At 33.9% G+C, this 17,170-nt stretch carries 15 protein-coding genes; 12 read left to right on the top strand and 3 right to left on the bottom strand.

Annotated elements, in window-relative coordinates; genetic code table 11:
* The 12 genes from ABS916_RS10605 (at position 1) to ABS916_RS10550 (ending at position 15,723) form a co-directional block, all read left to right on the top strand.
* Complete coding sequence (locus tag ABS916_RS10605) at positions 1–1,140, top strand: glycosyltransferase family 1 protein (RefSeq protein WP_350451868.1); 1,140 nt, start codon at positions 1–3, stop codon at positions 1,138–1,140.
* The gene (gene wzy, locus ABS916_RS10600) at positions 1,121–2,554 is read left to right on the top strand and encodes an O-antigen polysaccharide polymerase Wzy (RefSeq protein WP_350451867.1); all 1,434 of its coding nucleotides are present in this window, start codon (positions 1,121–1,123) and stop codon (positions 2,552–2,554) included. The genes ABS916_RS10605 and wzy overlap by 20 nt, the downstream gene beginning before the upstream one ends.
* Positions 2,555–2,567: 13 nt before the next feature.
* Positions 2,568–3,629, top strand: a complete 1,062-nt coding sequence (locus ABS916_RS10595) for a glycosyltransferase family 2 protein (RefSeq protein ID WP_350451866.1) — start codon at positions 2,568–2,570, stop codon at positions 3,627–3,629.
* Positions 3,626–4,711 carry a polysaccharide pyruvyl transferase family protein gene (locus ABS916_RS10590; protein ID WP_350451865.1) on the top strand — a complete coding sequence of 362 codons (1,086 nt, stop codon included), beginning with the start codon at positions 3,626–3,628 and terminating at the stop codon, positions 4,709–4,711. The genes ABS916_RS10595 and ABS916_RS10590 overlap by 4 nt, the downstream gene beginning before the upstream one ends.
* Before the next feature lie 103 nt (positions 4,712–4,814).
* The gene (locus ABS916_RS10585; RefSeq protein WP_350451864.1) at positions 4,815–5,723 is read left to right on the top strand and encodes a beta-1,6-N-acetylglucosaminyltransferase; all 909 of its coding nucleotides are present in this window, start codon (positions 4,815–4,817) and stop codon (positions 5,721–5,723) included.
* 978 nt (positions 5,724–6,701) lie between these two features.
* Positions 6,702–8,039 (top strand): FAD-dependent oxidoreductase, encoded by a 1,338-nt coding sequence (locus tag ABS916_RS10580; protein WP_350451863.1) that lies wholly within the window; start codon positions 6,702–6,704, stop codon positions 8,037–8,039.
* Entirely contained in the window at positions 8,029–9,498 is a 1,470-nt protein-coding gene (locus ABS916_RS10575; RefSeq protein WP_350451862.1) for an AcpB/EbpR/MafR family transcriptional regulator, read from the top strand. Before ABS916_RS10580 ends, ABS916_RS10575 begins: the two co-directional genes overlap by 11 nt.
* A gap of 182 nt (positions 9,499–9,680) precedes the next feature.
* Positions 9,681–11,186: a glycerol kinase GlpK gene (gene glpK, locus ABS916_RS10570; RefSeq protein WP_350451861.1), complete on the top strand. Its 1,506-nt coding sequence runs from the start codon at positions 9,681–9,683 to the stop codon at positions 11,184–11,186.
* 16 nt (positions 11,187–11,202) lie between these two features.
* Entirely contained in the window at positions 11,203–13,041 is a 1,839-nt protein-coding gene (gene glpO / locus ABS916_RS10565; RefSeq protein ID WP_350451860.1) for a type 1 glycerol-3-phosphate oxidase, read from the top strand.
* Positions 13,038–13,754, top strand: coding sequence for an MIP/aquaporin family protein (locus tag ABS916_RS10560; protein WP_350451859.1), 717 nt, complete (start codon positions 13,038–13,040; stop codon positions 13,752–13,754). The genes glpO and ABS916_RS10560 overlap by 4 nt, the downstream gene beginning before the upstream one ends.
* Before the next feature lie 221 nt (positions 13,755–13,975).
* A complete protein-coding gene (locus tag ABS916_RS10555; RefSeq protein ID WP_350451858.1) occupies positions 13,976–14,743 on the top strand; it encodes a tyrosine-protein phosphatase in 768 nt (255 codons plus the stop codon).
* 164 nt (positions 14,744–14,907) lie between these two features.
* Entirely contained in the window at positions 14,908–15,723 is an 816-nt protein-coding gene (locus ABS916_RS10550) for an SGNH/GDSL hydrolase family protein (RefSeq protein WP_350451857.1), read from the top strand.
* Positions 15,724–15,747: 24 nt separating this feature from the next.
* On the opposite strand, the gene ABS916_RS10545 is transcribed toward ABS916_RS10550, so the two are convergent.
* The 3 genes from ABS916_RS10545 to ABS916_RS10535 all read right to left on the bottom strand — a co-directional run bounded on the left by ABS916_RS10545 (position 15,748) and on the right by ABS916_RS10535 (position 17,084).
* A complete protein-coding gene (locus ABS916_RS10545) occupies positions 15,748–15,870 on the bottom strand; it encodes a hypothetical protein (RefSeq protein ID WP_350451856.1) in 123 nt (40 codons plus the stop codon).
* Between the two features lie 46 nt (positions 15,871–15,916).
* Complete coding sequence (locus ABS916_RS10540; protein ID WP_350451855.1) at positions 15,917–16,057, bottom strand: hypothetical protein; 141 nt, start codon at positions 16,055–16,057, stop codon at positions 15,917–15,919.
* Between the two features lie 112 nt (positions 16,058–16,169).
* Positions 16,170–17,084 (bottom strand): nuclease-related domain-containing protein, encoded by a 915-nt coding sequence (locus tag ABS916_RS10535; protein ID WP_350451854.1) that lies wholly within the window; start codon positions 17,082–17,084, stop codon positions 16,170–16,172.
* Between the last annotated feature and the right edge of the window lie 86 nt (positions 17,085–17,170).

The raw sequence follows: 17,170 nt of genomic DNA, 5'->3' as shown, positions 1-17,170 counted from the left end.
ATGATGAAAATTTTAAATGTTATTGGAAGCTTAAATATTGGTGGTGCAGAGAATAATGCGATGAATATCTTACGCTTTATAGATACCAGTAAATTTACCTACCATTTTTTGGTTTTTGGAGACTTGATAGGGGATTATGAAGAAGAAGCAAAATCCCTTGGAGCTATTATCATTCACGTAGATGAACCAAAAAAAGATTATTGGAAATTCCTTTCAGAGTATCAAAAATTATTAAAGCAAGAACAGTATACAGTTGTTCATGTAAACACACTATGGAATAGCGGACTATTGCTCAGATCAGCTAAAAAAGAAGGCGTTCCTACCAGAATTTGCCATTCTCACAGCACTGAGAGCAGCCAAAATGAGAATACCATCTATCGAATATATAAACGAGTAATGCGAAAATCTATTTTAAAAAATGCTACTCATTTCGTTGCTTGTGGAAAAGATGCTGGAAATTATTTATATGGAGAAAATTTTTTCAAGCGGCATGGGGAAATCATTTACAATGGTATTGATCATGAGAAATTTAGTTTTGATTCTGTAAAGAGAGAAGAAATCAGGAATTCATTGGAGATTGACACCAACGATATTGTAATGGGCCATGTGGGAAGAATAGCTCCAGTTAAAAATCATGTTTTTATGGTTAATATTCTAAGTAGGTTATCAGGTGATCTACCAAGTCTAAAATTGATTTTAGTTGGTGATGGACCGGATACCAAATCAATTAAAGAACTGGTCAAAAGCAAAGGCCTAGAAAAAAAAGTGTTGTTTTTAGGCAATAAACAAAATGTGTCTGACTTTTTACACGGATTTGATATCTTTATATTTCCTTCTTTATTCGAAGGATTTCCTGTGAGTATCATTGAAGCTCAAGCTGCAGGACTTCCTTGTTTAGTATCTGATCGAGTGACAAAGGAAGCTCAATTGACAGTTCATACTCAGTTCCTAGCTTTAAAAAATAGAGATAAATGGTTGGAAAAAGTACGGTACTATGCAGAAAACAAAGTGAACCGTTCAGAAGTCAGTATTACTAAAATCAAGAACAAATTTTCAATTACCGCAATTGCGAAGCAATGGGAAAAGTTGTATGAAGAAGAAATTAATGAGGGGTTGTATAATGACAAACATAAATTCTAAATATGCTTCAATCACTAGTTTATATACATTAGTTAGTTTGATTCTCTATCTGTGCCTTAACTTTCTTAAATTAGATAACTATCAAGCATCACAAAAAATAATTGGATTCGTTGTTATCCTCCAAATTACCCTAACCTTCATTGCATTTTTAATGTTGAAAATTGAGTTTTTAAGCTTATCAGGATCATTTGTGTGGCTTAATTATTTATTTCATTTGAGTCAGCCAATTATAAAAGCTGTATCTCCACAATATGATTTTGCTTTCGATGTATCCATATATGTTTTTCCTGCTACTTATTTAGAATCGTTAAAATACTCGTACCTGATGATTATATTGGTAACATCTGGGGTCATGTTTTATAAATGTTTTGAAAAAGAAACTGTTTATAAAAAATACATGTATTCTACTATCAGCCTAGATAATTTATTCAAAATTGGTAGTATTGTTTTTAGTTGTACATTTCCTATTGAAATGTACATTCAAATCAACCGAATTCTAGTGGCTAGAAATAGTGGTTACTTAGCTACTTTTGAAGTAGAAGTTAGTGGTTTAATTAGTTTACTCGCTACGTTTAGTTTAATAGGTATGGTCATGATGCTTTTAGGCTCGAAACACCATTTTTTAAGAGGAAACATATTGACAGGCTTTTATCTGTTGTTTTACATTATCGCTATGTTTTCCGGAGGGAGAATGTGGCAAGTCATTAAAATTCTGCTGATTCTTTATTATTATATAAAGACTTATGATATCAAAATTAAAGGGAAAAACCTCATCCTGATAGTAGTCATTGGTTATTTAGGAGCAGGATTCATGAGCGCAGTTGCGGACTTTAGAGCTTATGATGTTCAAAGCAGTGATTATATTTTGCAGATTATTTCGAATGTTTTTGTTAACAATCCCATCTTACAAATTATGGAAGAATTTGGCGGATCTGTTTATACAGTTGCTCTTACAATCCAAAAAACAGTTTTTGAACTTCCTGTTTCTTTTGGAAAACAATTTTTGACTAATTTTGTCAGTTTAGTGCCTAATTTGAGTTATAAGATAAGCGAAATTCTTGATAGGTCAAATTATGTTTTGTTATTGAAAATGCCAAATATCGGTGGATCTTTCGTAGGCGAGATATATTACAGTTTTAAGTATTTTGCAATATTTCCAGCATTTTTAATCGGATTTATCTTGCAATACTTCACGACTAAAATCGAAAATGGGATTAAAAATACTGACTTTCATTTTATTATTTATACAATTATGTTCCAGTATTCCGTTGTATCTTGGGTACGTGGATCATCAGCTATTTTTTATAGAAACACCATTTTTGGAATGATTTTTATTTATGTTATTACTAAAATATTGGTTAGACAGATACCCCTAAAGGAATTGGGTGAAGAAAAAAAAGGACTAGAAACATAATAGGAGGAGAGAAGTGGATACATTAATATCTGTGATCGTTCCTGTATTTAATGCAGAAGATCATCTTATGAGAACTATTACTTCTATTTTAAATCAAACGTACTCTCATCTTGAATTGATCTTGATTGATGATGGTTCTACAGACCGAAGTTTTCAAATTTGTCAACAATATAAAAAAACAGATCACAGAATCCGTGTTATACAGCAGGAGAATTCAGGTGTTTCAGTGGCTCGAAACGTAGGGATAGATGCTTCAGTAGGAGAGTTGTTAATATTTGTCGATAGTGATGATTACATTGAAGAAAATATGATGGAAGTTTTAATAAGTTGTTCTAGTGAATCCAACGAGCTGGTTGTTTATGGATATTACATCCACAACTTGGACAAAGGGAATGAGGTTTTATTAAATTCCGGAAATAGAGAAAACAAAAAAATAACGGTAGCCGAAATGGTTTCTGATTTCTGGCGTTATTATGAGAGTGGTGTTACAAATTCTCCATGGAATAAACTGTATGTATCATCCATCATTAAAGAAAATCAGATTTACTTTCCTGTAGGTGTAAAATTGGGAGAAGACGTTGTATTTAATTTAAACTATTTTAATCAAATCAGTCATATTAAAGTGATTGATAAGTATCTTTATCATTATTTATTGTATCCAAATCAGTCCACTAGACAAGTTAACTTAAACATCAGTGAGGACATGGTTTTCTTCTTAACACAGATTGAATCCTTTATACAGCATTACAATGGATTCAAAAGTCACCCTAAAAACTTGGAACATCATCAGCAACAACTTTATAAGCATATGTTAACTGCTCTGAAAATGGCTTACCAAACGAATCAGATTACCCGTCAAGAGCGGTTGAAATATGTTGAAAAGACAGTTATTCTTTTTAATACTGTATTTCAGAATGAAATGGACTTTCCTCAAAATAAATTTGATAAATTGATGGTCCACCATTTAAAAGACCATAACTATCGGAAGATTCATCAGTTGCTGACAATAACCGAATTGGTGAAATCTAACACCAAGCGGTTAAAAAACAACAAAAGAATAGGAGGGAAAATGTGAATCTATTTTTAGATGTTTATCTAGAAAAAAATCTAGGGGATGATTTATTTGTAAGTTCCGTACTGATGAGATACCCCGAGCATACTTTTATTATTTTTACTCAGTTAGACTATTCAGAGTTCGAAGACAAATATGCTAATTTAAAAGTAATTAAAATCAATAAATATGTTAAATTTGTAATAGAAAAACTTAGAGGAACGAATCTTTTAAAAAAATGGCTAATTAAAAAATATAAGATAAATGCTTTTGTTTGTATAGGCGGCTCTATTTTTATTCAATATGAAGGATGGGAGAAACTTTTTCAAGAAAGAATGGATTTATGGGGATATATGAAAAAAAGAGACATAAAAATTTTTATTATTGGTTCAAACTTTGGTCCATACTCATCGGACCACTTTTTAAGTCGGTATGATAAAGCTTTTGATTATGTAGAAGATATTTGTTTTCGGGACAGTTATTCCTATGATTTGTTTAAACATCGGACAAATGTACGGCAAGAAGCTGACGTAATCTTGAGTTATCCGACAGAAGCATTTAAAACCGTAAAAGAAGATTCAGTTGGAATTTCTATTATAAATTTAATCGGTAGAAAGAACATTAGTCAATATCAAGATGCCTATGTCTATAAAATGGTGAGTACAATTAATCATTTTACTTTACAAGGGAAAAAAGTTTACTTGTTGTCGTTTTGTGAGCGTGAAGGTGATGAAACCAACATTGAATTCATCATGGAGCAAATAAGTGAGAGAAAACAATTGGTGGATAAAATTTATTATAAAGGCGATATTGATAAATTCTTAGTATCTTTTTCAAAAATAAAGCAAATTATTGCCTGTAGATTTCATTCAATTATTTTAGGATATCTTTTTAATAAAGAAATTTATTCACTAAATTATAGTAAAAAATCTTCTAATTTTATCGAAGACTATCAATTAAATATTCCTATGAAATCTATTGAGAATATTGAGAAATTAAACCCTGAAATAATAGATAAATCTTTTGAAAAAGCCAAAAAAAATACTGAACTGACTGTTTCAGGATCGAAACAATATTTTGAATTAGATAAATTTTTTTTAAAATAATAGTGAAATTTTAAAAAATAAAAAGTAAGGTATTAAGAGCATATATTGTAAGTGCTCTTTTTTTATAAAGACGGATAATCAAGTGTTTTATGGAGGAATACGAATGACTTTAAAGAAACATGCTTATCTTATTATAGCTCATAATGAGTTTGATATACTAAAAAGTTTGATTGAAGTTTTAGATGATGAAAGAAATGATATCTATATTCATATCGATTTAAAATCAAAATTAAGTGAAAAAGAACAAAGGAAGTTTACTGTAAATAAGAGTTCTATTTACTTTATTAATAGAACAAGTATAAACTGGGGTGGATATTCTCAGATACAGTGTGAAATAGAACTTTTAAAAGCTGCAACAAAAAAAACATACTCTTATTACCATCTTTTATCCGGTGTAGATTTTCCACTTAAAAATCAAAATGAAATTCACAACTTTTTTGAGAAAAATCAGGGAAAAGAATTTGTACATTTTGATAGGAAAAGTATACAAAAAAGTACTTTAAATAGAATAGAATTTTATTACTTTCTCCAAGATAATGTTTTTTTTTCAAAGAACAAATGGACAGGGTTTATAAGAAGGAAAATAAATAGTTTAATTATCTATATACAAAAAAAAATTAAAATAAATAGATTAATTAGTAACGACATCACTTATATGAAGGGAGCAAATTGGTTTAGTATAACAAATGAATTTGCTACATACGTAGTGTCTAAGGAAAATTGGATTTCAAAAACATTTAGAAACACACTTTGTGCAGATGAAATGTTTCTTCAGACGCTTTTATATAATAGTAAGTTTAAAAACAACTTGTATTTCAAGAAACTTAACAATGATTATTTATCTATAATGAGGTATATTGATTGGGAAAAAGGAAATCCATATACGTGGAGAGCTGAAGACTTTAATATTTTAAAAGAATCACCCTATCTATTTGCTAGGAAATTTAGTTCAAGGATAGATAGTAAGATAATTGATGATTTGAAAAATTATTTATTATCTAATGATGAATGATATATGCTCGGAAATTATATTTTTTCACTTAATTTGTGTTAATTTATTAGTGTTGTTAAATGATCATAGTATTATAATTTTCGAGGATCAATCATTATAGTATTTACTAATTGAATAAATCTTACTTCTAAATTTTTATCTCATTTTGGGCGCGTGAATCCCTTAAAAGTGGACGGATTTTTAATTCTTTTACTAACAAAGTTGCGAGATCTTTCCAAAAAATGGTAAAACAACTCTTGATAAACAAGAGAGTAACTCAATTTTAGAAATAATTTCCGACTGCTTTTCACCGCTTTACCAGCTGTAAATTTTCCTATGGTTTTAAATAGAGTGTCTTCATAAAATTAAACAAGAAATAAGCCAACAAGCTTATCACCATACGGTATGATTTTCTAGTAAGATTGGGCTATCGATTTTATAAAAAAAAGCTGTTCTATGCTTCTTTGACAACCTTTTGGCTTTGTAATTAGTGGAATAGTAAGTAACTTCCTTTACTCCCAAGCATAATCATCGCCAATCCCTATAAAAGATTCTGCTAGTTTCGAAAAAATTTTATTCATAATGTGAAAAAAATTTACAGATAATTGGAATAAATTAAATCAATCTTTATAATTATAGTATTCACTTCGTGATAAGAATTTTGAATATAAAAAGAAAAATGGTAGAATGAAATTTTTGAATGAAGAAACCTTTGCAAATAATGTTTATCCGTTTTATTAAGTATACAATCTAAATTAGTAAAAGATAGGCTAGACATGGCAGTGAATACGTTACATTAATGTAGTTAATCAAATTATTCAATGAAAATAAAAGGCATTAGCTTACTCTTTTAAAGTATAAATTCCACTTAAATAATGGAATCTATACTTTTTTTTGAAAAAAATACACATTATTCCTTCCAACTGGTAACTTTGCTTATGCGAAATTTTTCTTTACTATGTTATACTAATTGTAAACACATTGACAAGGAGTAGTAACATGAAAGTAGTCATTATAGGAGCATCTTTTGCTGGGGTAGCCACAGCTTTAGAGATACGAAAAAAACAGTCCAATGCAGAAATTATTTTGCTGGAAAAGCAGTCTACTTTAGGTTATATTCCGAATGGACTACATTTATACTGGGAAAATAAAATTGCGGACTTAGATGTAGCATACTTCATCACGAAGGAGCAATTGGAAAAACAAAATATCTGTTGTTGCTTAGAAACTGTTGTTGAAAAAATTGATTCAATCCATAAAAAAATTAACTATCTCCAACATGGAAAAGAAGCGACAATCACTTATGATAAATTAATCATTGCAACGGGTTCGAGTCAGTTGTCGCAAAAAATCAGTGGCAGTGATGGCGAGAACGTCTTGAAATACAAACGGCATCATGAAGCAGAAGATGCTCTATCTAAAGTTGATGCTAGCAAGAATGTAACGATTATTGGTGCTGGTCAGGTCGGAGTAGAAGCAGCTGATTTGCTAAGCAAGCAACAAAAGCACGTTACGCTGATTGAAAATATGGACTATGTGTTATTCAAATATTTTGATAAAGAAATGATACAGCCACTGCAACAAAAAATGCTTGAACAAGGAATAGATTTGCGTTTGAACCAAACAGTCTCTGCGATTGAGGCAGATGCTGATCAAACGGCTACGATTCGATTTGGAAATGAAATGGTTAAGAGTGAGGCTGTTATCTTAGGTGTGAATGTGAGACCGGACTTGCACTTTTTAGATGAACACATCCGACTTCATATGGACCAAACGATTGCAGTTGATCGCTATATGCGCACATCAGTAGAAGATGTTTTTGCTGTGGGCGATTGTATCCAACTCGCTTATGGAGAAGAAGAGGAAACAGTGTATATTCCACTTGTAAATAATGCTGTCCGTACAGGAATCGTTGCTGCTAATAATCTTATCCAACCCAAAATGGTTTTCAAAGGCTCTTTGCGTACGATTGGGACGTATATATTTGGGTATTATATTGCTAGCACAGGTATGACGGAAGCTGAGAGTGTATTTACGGGTCAAATGGTGAATACTTATCGTCAAGAAGTGCGGTTAACTAGTCTACCAACTAGCGATACTGTAACCATTAAATGGGTTTATGATGCAACAAGTCATATTTTGCTTGGTGCTCAGATGATTTCAACTTCGAATATGTTAGAAAAAATCAACACATTAGCGTTAGCCATTCAAACGAAACAAACCTTGGAAGATTTGCAGCAAAAAGATTATTTCTTCCATCCCTCGTTTTCCCAAATGATTTCGTCTACCAACTTTGTTTCGTGGGCAGAAGTGAGGGATGACGGAAATGAAAATTGAATACTTCTTGGAGAAAAATGAAATCAGAGAAGTTACGATTTTTAAACAACTCGTACTAAACGGTGGGAAACTCTCTTATGCGGATATGTTAAACTATCTATCCGTTGCTAGAGCTTCACTGGATAAAGACTTGGAATCCATCTCTTTTCGAATTCAATCTCTTGAAGATCAAGTACAGGTCAACTATGATGGACAATACATTTCCTTAACCATGAGCGATGAGTTTTCTTTGCCGCAAATTCATCAACTCTATTTGAATCAATCCATCAAAGTGAAACTGGTTCGGTTTTTATTTAAGCATCAGGAGTTCTCGATTACTCAATTGACACAAAAATTGATGATCAGCGATTCATCCTTATTTCGTAAAATTAAAGAATTGAATAGCTATTTAAAAGAGTTTGGTGTCAAAATCCGTAATGGACAGTTGCACGGTGAAGAGTTGCATATTCGGTATTTCTATTTTCAATTTTATAGCTATATCGAGGATAAAGAATCCCTTATGAATTCATATAACGACAAGCAGATCACTCAAATGGTACAGGCGATGGAAAGTTCCTTGCAAGTTACGATTGAACCAGAAAACAAACAACGTCTAAATGTTTGGATGCTCATTAGTAAAAATCGCATTACGAGCAAAGAGAAGAAGTATGCACATTTACGCGAACTGATGCAACCTTACTTAAAAGATTCACTATATCAAAAAATTCGGATGATGGTTTTGCGTTACTTTAGTCGTTATTCTATTGAAGTCGATGAAGAGGAAGCTATGCTACACTTTGCTTTTTTATTAGCTTTTCCTATACTGAGTGAACACGATTTTCATGAGTATACGTTGGAGCGTGACCGTCGTGCACCTATTGCGACAATGGATGCGTACATTGTGGAAACCATTATTATCCAATATAAATTCCGCAAATTGCCTTATATGTTGGAACGTGATATGCACTACCATCTTTCTCATATTCACACAAAACTGTACTTCTTCCAAGGAGATATGGAAATTTATGATTATGAAGGAATGTTGGCTAAAGAAAAACAATTTACCGGCAGAGATCTCGTTTCATTTGCAGAGACATTGATTGCTATCAGTACAACTAAATTTGGCATAAAAGAAGTCGAAGACAATAGTTTATTGAAAATAGGATTGCTAAAATACATCAGTTTACTGGCGATTGTTACGTTGAAGATGACGACCATTTTGCAAGTGGGAATTGATTTGAAAATGGAAGCTATTTTTACGGAGACACTGAATCAGTTGCTTATACTGAATATGAGGCATATCAATGGCATACATGTTGAAGCTTATCAGCCAGGTAAAGTGTACGATCTCATTCTCACTAATGAGCAACCAGTTGATAAGGACCTTTACGGTAAATCTAGGGTATATGTTCTCTCTGAAATTCTATCTTCTTTCGATATGAGAAATATTCAAAAAATCATTCAAGAATTCAATTTATAGAACAAGCTCAGTGAAAATACTGCAGCTTGTTCTTTTTTTTCCTGACGCAAAATTTATTCGAAAAGACAAATCCTCTCAAAAAATTTCAAAAACTAAAAAAAGATGACGTTTTCTTTCGAAGAAAAACGGTTACAATAAGTTTATCAAGAAATCGCTTGCAAAAGCATAGGAGGAAATTTAACATGACAGAGAAAAAATACATTATGGCCATTGATCAAGGAACAACGAGTTCAAGAGCAATTATTTACGATAAAAAGACAAACACAATCGGGAGCTCACAAAAAGAGTTTACTCAAATTTTTCCACAAAGCGGTTGGGTAGAACACAACCCGAATGAAATCTGGAATTCAGTGCAATCGGTTATTGCTGGTGCATTTATTGAATCCGGTGTCAAACCTGCAGAAATCGCTGCAATCGGAATTACGAACCAACGTGAAACAACAATCATTTGGGATAAAAAAACAGGTCGTCCGATTTACAACGCGATTGTTTGGCAATCACGCCAATCAGCACCTATTGCGTCTAAATTAAATGAAGATGGACATTCTAAAATGATTCATGAAAAAACAGGTTTGATTATTGATTCTTATTTCTCAGCTACTAAAATCCGCTGGATCCTTGACCATGTAGAAGGCGCACAAGAACGCGCTGAAAAAGGTGAGTTGATGTTTGGAACTGTGGACACATGGTTAGTATGGAAATTAACAGGTGGAGATTCATTCGTTACAGACTATTCAAATGCCAGCCGTACAATGTTGTTCAACATTCATAAATTAGAATGGGATCAAGAAATTTTAGACTTATTGAATATTCCAAGCGTTATGATGCCAGAGGTGAAATCCAACTCAGAAGTTTACGGAAACACAACGAACTACCATTTCTATGGAGCGAACATTCCAATCTCAGGAATGGCTGGAGACCAACAAGCTGCTTTATTCGGTCAAATGGCTTTTGAACCTGGAATGGTGAAAAACACATACGGTACGGGTTCATTTATCGTCATGAATACAGGAGAAAAACCACAATTATCAGAAAACAATTTGTTAACAACGATTGGATATGGAATCAATGGTAAAATATACTATGCTTTAGAAGGAAGTATTTTTGTATCAGGATCGTCAATCCAATGGTTGCGTGACGGATTAAAAATGATTGAAAATTCAGCCGACTCAGAAGCACTTGCTAAAGCGTCTAAAAACGACAACGAAGTATTTGTGGTACCAGCCTTCACAGGACTTGGAGCACCTTACTGGGATTCAGACGCACGTGGATCAGTATTTGGATTGAACCGTGGAACAACGAAAGAAGACTTTGTTAAAGCAACTTTACAATCGATTGCTTACCAATCACGCGATGTTATTGATACAATGAACAAAGACGCGGGTATTGATATTCCATTATTGAAAGTAGATGGCGGAGCTGCAAACAACGACTGGTTATTGCAATTCCAAGCAGACATCTTAGGTACCAAAGTTCAACGTGCACACAACTTAGAAACGACTGCTTTAGGTGCAGCTTACTTAGCTGGTTTAGCAGTTGGATTCTGGGAAAGCATGGATGAAATCAAAGACATGTATGAAGAAGGTGGTATCTTTGAACCGCAAATGCCAGATGCAGAACGCGAAAAATTATACAAAAACTGGAAATTAGCTGTTAAAGCTACACAAGTGTTTAAACCAGAAGCTTAAAAGGAGGAAACGATTTATGGTTTTTTCAATTGAACGAAGAAAACAAGATATCAAAGCATTAAAAGAAGAAACATTAGACGTTTTAATTATTGGTGGAGGGATTACAGGTGCTGGGACTGCTTTGCAAGCCAGCGCCTCTGGTCTTAAAACGGGGCTTGTGGAGATGCAAGACTTTGCTGAAGGAACCTCTTCACGCTCGACCAAGTTAGTTCACGGTGGTTTGCGCTATTTGAAAAACTTCGATGTGGAAGTTGTAGCGGATACCGTTCAAGAACGTGCTGTCGTGCAAGGAATTGCACCACACATTCCAAAAGCTGACCCAATGATTTTGCCAATCTATGATGAACCTGGTTCAACGTTTTCTATGTTCTCTCTAAAAGTAGCGATGGATCTATACGATCAACTAGCTAGTGTTACTGAAACAAAATATGCGAACTACACATTAACAAAAGAGGAAGTTCTAGAACGCGAACCACAACTGAAAAGTGAAGGTTTATTAGGTGCAGGAGTTTACTTGGATTACCGCAACAACGATGCTCGTTTAGTGATTGAGAACATCAAACGTGCTGCTGCAGATGGCGGACACATGCTTAGCCGTATGAAAGTTGTCGGTATTCTACATGATGAAAACAATAAAGCTAGTGGAGCAACAGTAGAAGACTTGTTAACGGGCGAAACATTTGACATCAAAGCTCGCGTTGTCTTGAATTCAACTGGTCCTTGGTCGGATACAATTCGCCAAATGGATGCTAAATTAGACGCTGTACCACAAATGCGCCCTACAAAAGGGGTTCACTTAGTTGTAGACAGCAAGAAATTATACGTTCCACAACCGACTTACTTCGACACTGGTAAAAACGATGGCCGTATGGTATTTGTTATTCCTCGTGAAGAAAAAACATATTTTGGAACAACGGATACTGATTACAAAGGCGACTTTGCACATCCAACTGTTGACCAAGAAGACGTTGATTATTTACTAGAAATCGTTAACAATCGTTACCCATCAGCTGAAATCACGATTGATGATATCGAATCAAGTTGGGCAGGATTGCGTCCATTGATTTCGTCAAATGGCGGATCCGACTACAACGGTGGAAACAGTAAGCCAATCAAAGACGAAAGTTTTGATAAAGTGATTTCTACGATTGAGCAATTCCAAAAAGGGGAAGTTGATCGTTATACCGTAGAAGATGTATTGAAAAACATCGAAACAGGCAATTCAGAATCAGAAGATAACCCTTCAGCGATTTCTCGTGGAAGTGCGTTGGATATTGATGAAGATGGCTTGATTACAGTAGCGGGTGGTAAATTAACAGATTACCGTAAAATGGCTATCGGAGCAATGAAAGCTGTTGTTGAGATCTTAGAAAACAATTTCAATTTATCTTATGAATTGATTGATTCTGCTAAATATCCAGTATCTGGTGGAGAAATCAACCCGCAAGAAGTGGATGAAGAAACAGAAAAATTTGCCCAAATGGGTATTGAAAAAGGCTTAAGCGAATCCGAAGCAAGTTACCTTGCTAACCTTTATGGATCGAACGCGCCGAAAGTATTTGCTTTAATTGATGAAATTGAACAGATTGAAGGATTAACATTGGCAGATACCGTAAGTTTACGGTATGCTATTGATGAAGAGATGGCTTTAACACCAGCGGACTTTTTAATCCGTCGCACAAATCATATGTTGTTTATGCGCGACACTTTAGATGGTATAATAGAACCAGTGATTGCTGAAATGGCCCGCTATTATGGCTGGACAGATGAAGCAAAAGCTGCTCACACAGTAAAATTAAACACTGCAATTGCAGAGTCTGATTTAAAAAAATTAAAAGGAGATGGAAATAGATGAGTGGAGATATGTTACAAATTTTCAGTGAGTTCTTAGGAACAATGATGTTAGTGTTGCTTGGGGACGGAGTATGTGCGGCCGTTAACTTGAAAAAAAGTAAAGCTGAAGCATCAGGATGGGTTGTCATTGCACTTGGATGGGGAGCAGCCGTAACGATCGCAGTATATGTTGCAGGATCAATGGGGCCAGCACATTTAAACCCAGCTGTAACACTTGGTATGGCTATTATTGGTAATTTTGATTGGGCATTAGTATTGCCGTTTATTATTGCTCAAGTACTTGGAGGTATTTTGGGAGCTGTTTTAGTTTGGTTAACTTACTTACCACACTTTAAAGAAACAAAAGACCAAGCTAGTATTTTAGGAACTTTTGCAACTGCTCCAGCTATTCGCAACACTGTTGGCAATATTATGTCAGAAACAATTGGGACTTTCGTATTGGTATTTGCACTTATGATGTTCGGAAAAAACACATTTACTGATGGATTAAACCCATTAGTAGTAGGGGTATTAATTCTTTCAATTGGTCTTTCTCTAGGAGGATCAACAGGGTACGCAATCAACCCTGCACGTGACTTAGGTCCGCGTATTGCTCATCAATTATTACCTATCGCAAACAAAGGAAATTCAGACTGGGGTTACTCATGGATTCCAGTAGTAGCACCAATGATTGGTGGAGCTATCGCTGCATTACTTTATATAGTTATTACTTAAATTATAATCAATAAGAAGTCTTACGTTTCTACAATTAAATTGTAGTAATGTGAGGCTTTTTTTTTTGAATAATTAAGAAATTAATTTAGTAATTTTATTTTTTATAGGATGAATTATTAGTTAAGAAAAAAATAAGAAGAACTGGACCATCTAGCTTTTTTTTAAGGTTTGATTTATAATGAGCTATAATTTAAGTGAGCAAAACTAAAGGAGAAAAATACATGATTGATTTACATTGCCATATTTTACCAGGTATAGATGATGGGGCAAAAGATATGGAAGATTCTATGGATATGGCGCGTGAAGCTGTAGCCGAAGGAATCACACATATTTTAGCTTCACCCCATTATAAAAATGGACATTGGGATAATGAAAAACAAGATATTTTGAGCTTAGTCGATGAAGTGCAGCAAGAACTAGATGCCAGAGGTATTCCACTAACTATTTTCCCTGGACAAGAAGTTCGCATCAATGGAGAATTTTTTGAAGATATTGAAGAAGATAAAATCCAATTCATTGATGAAGGAAATCAATATGTTTTAATCGAGTTTCCGACACCAACAATTCCACAATATGCTGAAACGCTTTTTTTTGAAATGCAAAGAGAAGGCATCACACCAATCATCGTTCATCCAGAACGGAATCATGCAATATTGAAAGATCCGAATAAATTATTGCCGTTTGTTGAAAAAGGAGCTTTGGCGCAAGTAACAGCTGCTAGCTACACTGGAGGGTTCGGTAAAGAGATTCAAAAAGTGAGTAAACAATTGATTGAAGCTAATTTAGTCCATTTTATTGCTTCAGATGCACACAACATTAGATCACGCTCGTTTCTTATGAAAGAAGCGTATCAAAAATTAGAAAAAGAATTCGGTTCTGAAAAAGTAGCAGAGTACCATCAAGTTACTAAAGATTTGATCAACGGGGAACTCATTTATACTGCAACACCTAAAGCGGTAAAAAAAGTTAAAGTTTTTGGGTTGTTTTAATGAGAATGTTATAGGAATTTAAATGAACGTTTATTACATGTGATGTGATAAGCGTTTTTTTGTACATTTAATGAAATATACTTTTCAAATAGTCGAAAAGTTGCCTTATTTTACCGCTGTAAAACATGGTATACTTCATGGACTAATAGTTGGAGGGCTTTATTATGAAACTAACGAATAAATCACATCAAAAAAAATGGATCTTTGGAATAGTTGTTTTTCTGATGGCTATTTTTGTCATCTTTTTTAATGCTACTCAAAAAAATAAAACGTTAGCTAAAGTGACTGAAAATTATCAATTATCCGATACATATAAGCAAGAAAGTTTGTTAGACCGTTCAAAATTTGTCACGGAACGAGATGGAGAAGTGACTGTCGTTGTCTTGGGTAGCAGTGTAACTTTTGGAAAAGGTGCGACTGAAGCACAACCGGTGTGGGGTAAGTTACTTGAAAATAATTTAAATGAGCGAGACAGCATCAAAGCAAGAGTGATCAATCACGGTTACAATGGCTATAGTACAGCCGATCTGATTTCAAGAGAAAAAATTGATGCGGTTGTCAAAGATAAACCAGATATTATACTTTTCGAGTTGTGTTTGATCAATAATAATCGTTATCCGCAAAATAATGTTGAGCAAACAAAGTTAGATATTCAATGGATTATGGATCGCTTCAATGAGGAGTTGCCGGATACACTAGTTATTTTGCAAACGGCAAATCCTACTCTTTTTAATGATGTATTCCTAGAAGATGGTAAAGTGACTTACGAACAGTATAATAATGAAATTGCTGAGTTTGTAACAGCACAACAATGGCCTTTTATTGATACCTATCATTTGATGCAAACTAAAATGGAAGACAAAAATCTAACAATTGAAGAAGTATTAGCAGATGATGTCCATCCAAATGGACTAGGTTATGGTTTGTGGTTCGAGTTGTTGAATGAACGGCTAAATGTACCGATTAAAATGATGCATTAATAAAAAAGAAAGTCTCAAGAATTCCTATTCTTGAGACTTTCTTTTTTCGGATGGAGTAACGAGCCTTAGTTCGGTTAACTCAGAGCTGTTTTCCATTTGAGTAGGCATAATAAGATTTAATTCGATTGACTCAGAGCCGATTTCCATTTGAGTGGGCCATAATAAGCCTTAATTCGATTGACTCAGAGCCATTTTATATTTGAGTAGGCACAATAAGCTTTAATTTGATTGACTCAGAGCTGCTTTCTGTTTGAGTAGAAGCAATAAGCCTTAATTCGATTAACTCAGAGCCCTTTTCCATTTGAGTAGGCACAATAAGCTTTAATTCAATCAATTAAGAACAATATTCTAATAGAATAGACCTAATTTAAATGATTATACCAAAAAGAGCTTAAGCGGGTGATACTCGTCTGGTGACGAGTATCTACGTCTTTTATAAGGCTTTTTTATTTATAATAAGAACCATGAGTGGCTCCGCAAATTTTATAATTTTTTACTAATATCTTTCGAATTCTTGCCATTGGAATAGTAGAACCGATCCAATCATACATAGCAGGAGTAGTTACTTTTGAATCAGGAAATAATAATTTGAAATCCTCTATTTGACGCAATGCTATTTCTTCGACTGGGGCTCTATGACCGCACGCTTTGCAGGAACAGGACCGTTGGGTAATTGCTATATCAGGGGAGCCGCATTCGATACACCATAATCCTTTTTTGAGGAGATCATAAGTATAATTCGGAAACTTCTGTTGAAAAGCGGATTCGTTCTGGTGCTCTTTTATCATTTTATCTGCAAAATAATGATGTTTTTTCGATAGTGGCAAAGCACGCTGGTTCATTCGAGAAAAGTGCTCTCGGATTTGTGTAGGAAAAATGATTGGGCTGCCGGTTGGCGCGTTATATAGTGTGAAAGCAGGATTTACAAAAATGAGTGCAGGATCAAACGTCAGATTAACATTCCATTTACTCAATAGTTGCCGCATCTTTGTAGAAGTCTCATCTAATTTATTCAATGGATTCCCAACTTCTTTGCCGGAAAATGTCAAGAGGTGGTGCGAGTTGAATTGAAAATTTCCTTCATAATTTTTAACCTCAAATAACAAGACTTTGTCGCCCGTCAGAATCAATGAATCAACTTGAAATGTGCTTCCTTTTTCTGTAAAAAGTAAATCATTCAGCACCAGTGCGTCACCGTCTAAACATTCTTCCAATAGCGAATCAAATAAGACTTCTCCTTCAAATCCTTTTTGCATATTCAACAAATGAAGTGTCTCTTCATCAGAAAGTAACATCCTTTTATCCAGAGCTTCCAAAATACGCAAATAGTTTGATTTTTTTCGCTTTTTGACTGTTATCATATTTTTCTCCTCCTCTTTATTAAGTTACGCAAAAAATAAAAATACAATTTCCTATTTCTATCTATAACAGTAACCCTTCAAAGTAG

The sequence above is a fragment of the Carnobacterium sp. genome, from assembly GCF_040274945.1.
In the GTDB taxonomy this organism is placed as follows: Bacteria; Bacillota; Bacilli; order Lactobacillales; family Carnobacteriaceae; genus Carnobacterium_B.
This window is presented reverse-complemented; position numbering and strand designations above follow the sequence as displayed.

Coding starts and splice junctions, on each gene's coding strand:
- ABS916_RS10605 (WP_350451868.1), top strand. CDS start 1: ATGATGAAAATTTTAAATGTTATTGGAAGCTTAAATATTGGTGGTGCA.
- wzy (WP_350451867.1), top strand. CDS start 1,121: ATGACAAACATAAATTCTAAATATGCTTCAATCACTAGTTTATATACA.
- ABS916_RS10585 (WP_350451864.1), top strand. CDS start 4,815: ATGACTTTAAAGAAACATGCTTATCTTATTATAGCTCATAATGAGTTT.
- ABS916_RS10580 (WP_350451863.1), top strand. CDS start 6,702: ATGAAAGTAGTCATTATAGGAGCATCTTTTGCTGGGGTAGCCACAGCT.
- ABS916_RS10575 (WP_350451862.1), top strand. CDS start 8,029: ATGAAAATTGAATACTTCTTGGAGAAAAATGAAATCAGAGAAGTTACG.
- glpK (WP_350451861.1), top strand. CDS start 9,681: ATGACAGAGAAAAAATACATTATGGCCATTGATCAAGGAACAACGAGT.
- glpO (WP_350451860.1), top strand. CDS start 11,203: ATGGTTTTTTCAATTGAACGAAGAAAACAAGATATCAAAGCATTAAAA.
- ABS916_RS10560 (WP_350451859.1), top strand. CDS start 13,038: ATGAGTGGAGATATGTTACAAATTTTCAGTGAGTTCTTAGGAACAATG.
- ABS916_RS10555 (WP_350451858.1), top strand. CDS start 13,976: ATGATTGATTTACATTGCCATATTTTACCAGGTATAGATGATGGGGCA.
- ABS916_RS10550 (WP_350451857.1), top strand. CDS start 14,908: ATGAAACTAACGAATAAATCACATCAAAAAAAATGGATCTTTGGAATA.
- ABS916_RS10545 (WP_350451856.1), bottom strand. CDS start 15,870: ATGGAAATCGGCTCTGAGTCAATCGAATTAAATCTTATTATGCCTACT.
- ABS916_RS10535 (WP_350451854.1), bottom strand. CDS start 17,084: ATGATAACAGTCAAAAAGCGAAAAAAATCAAACTATTTGCGTATTTTG.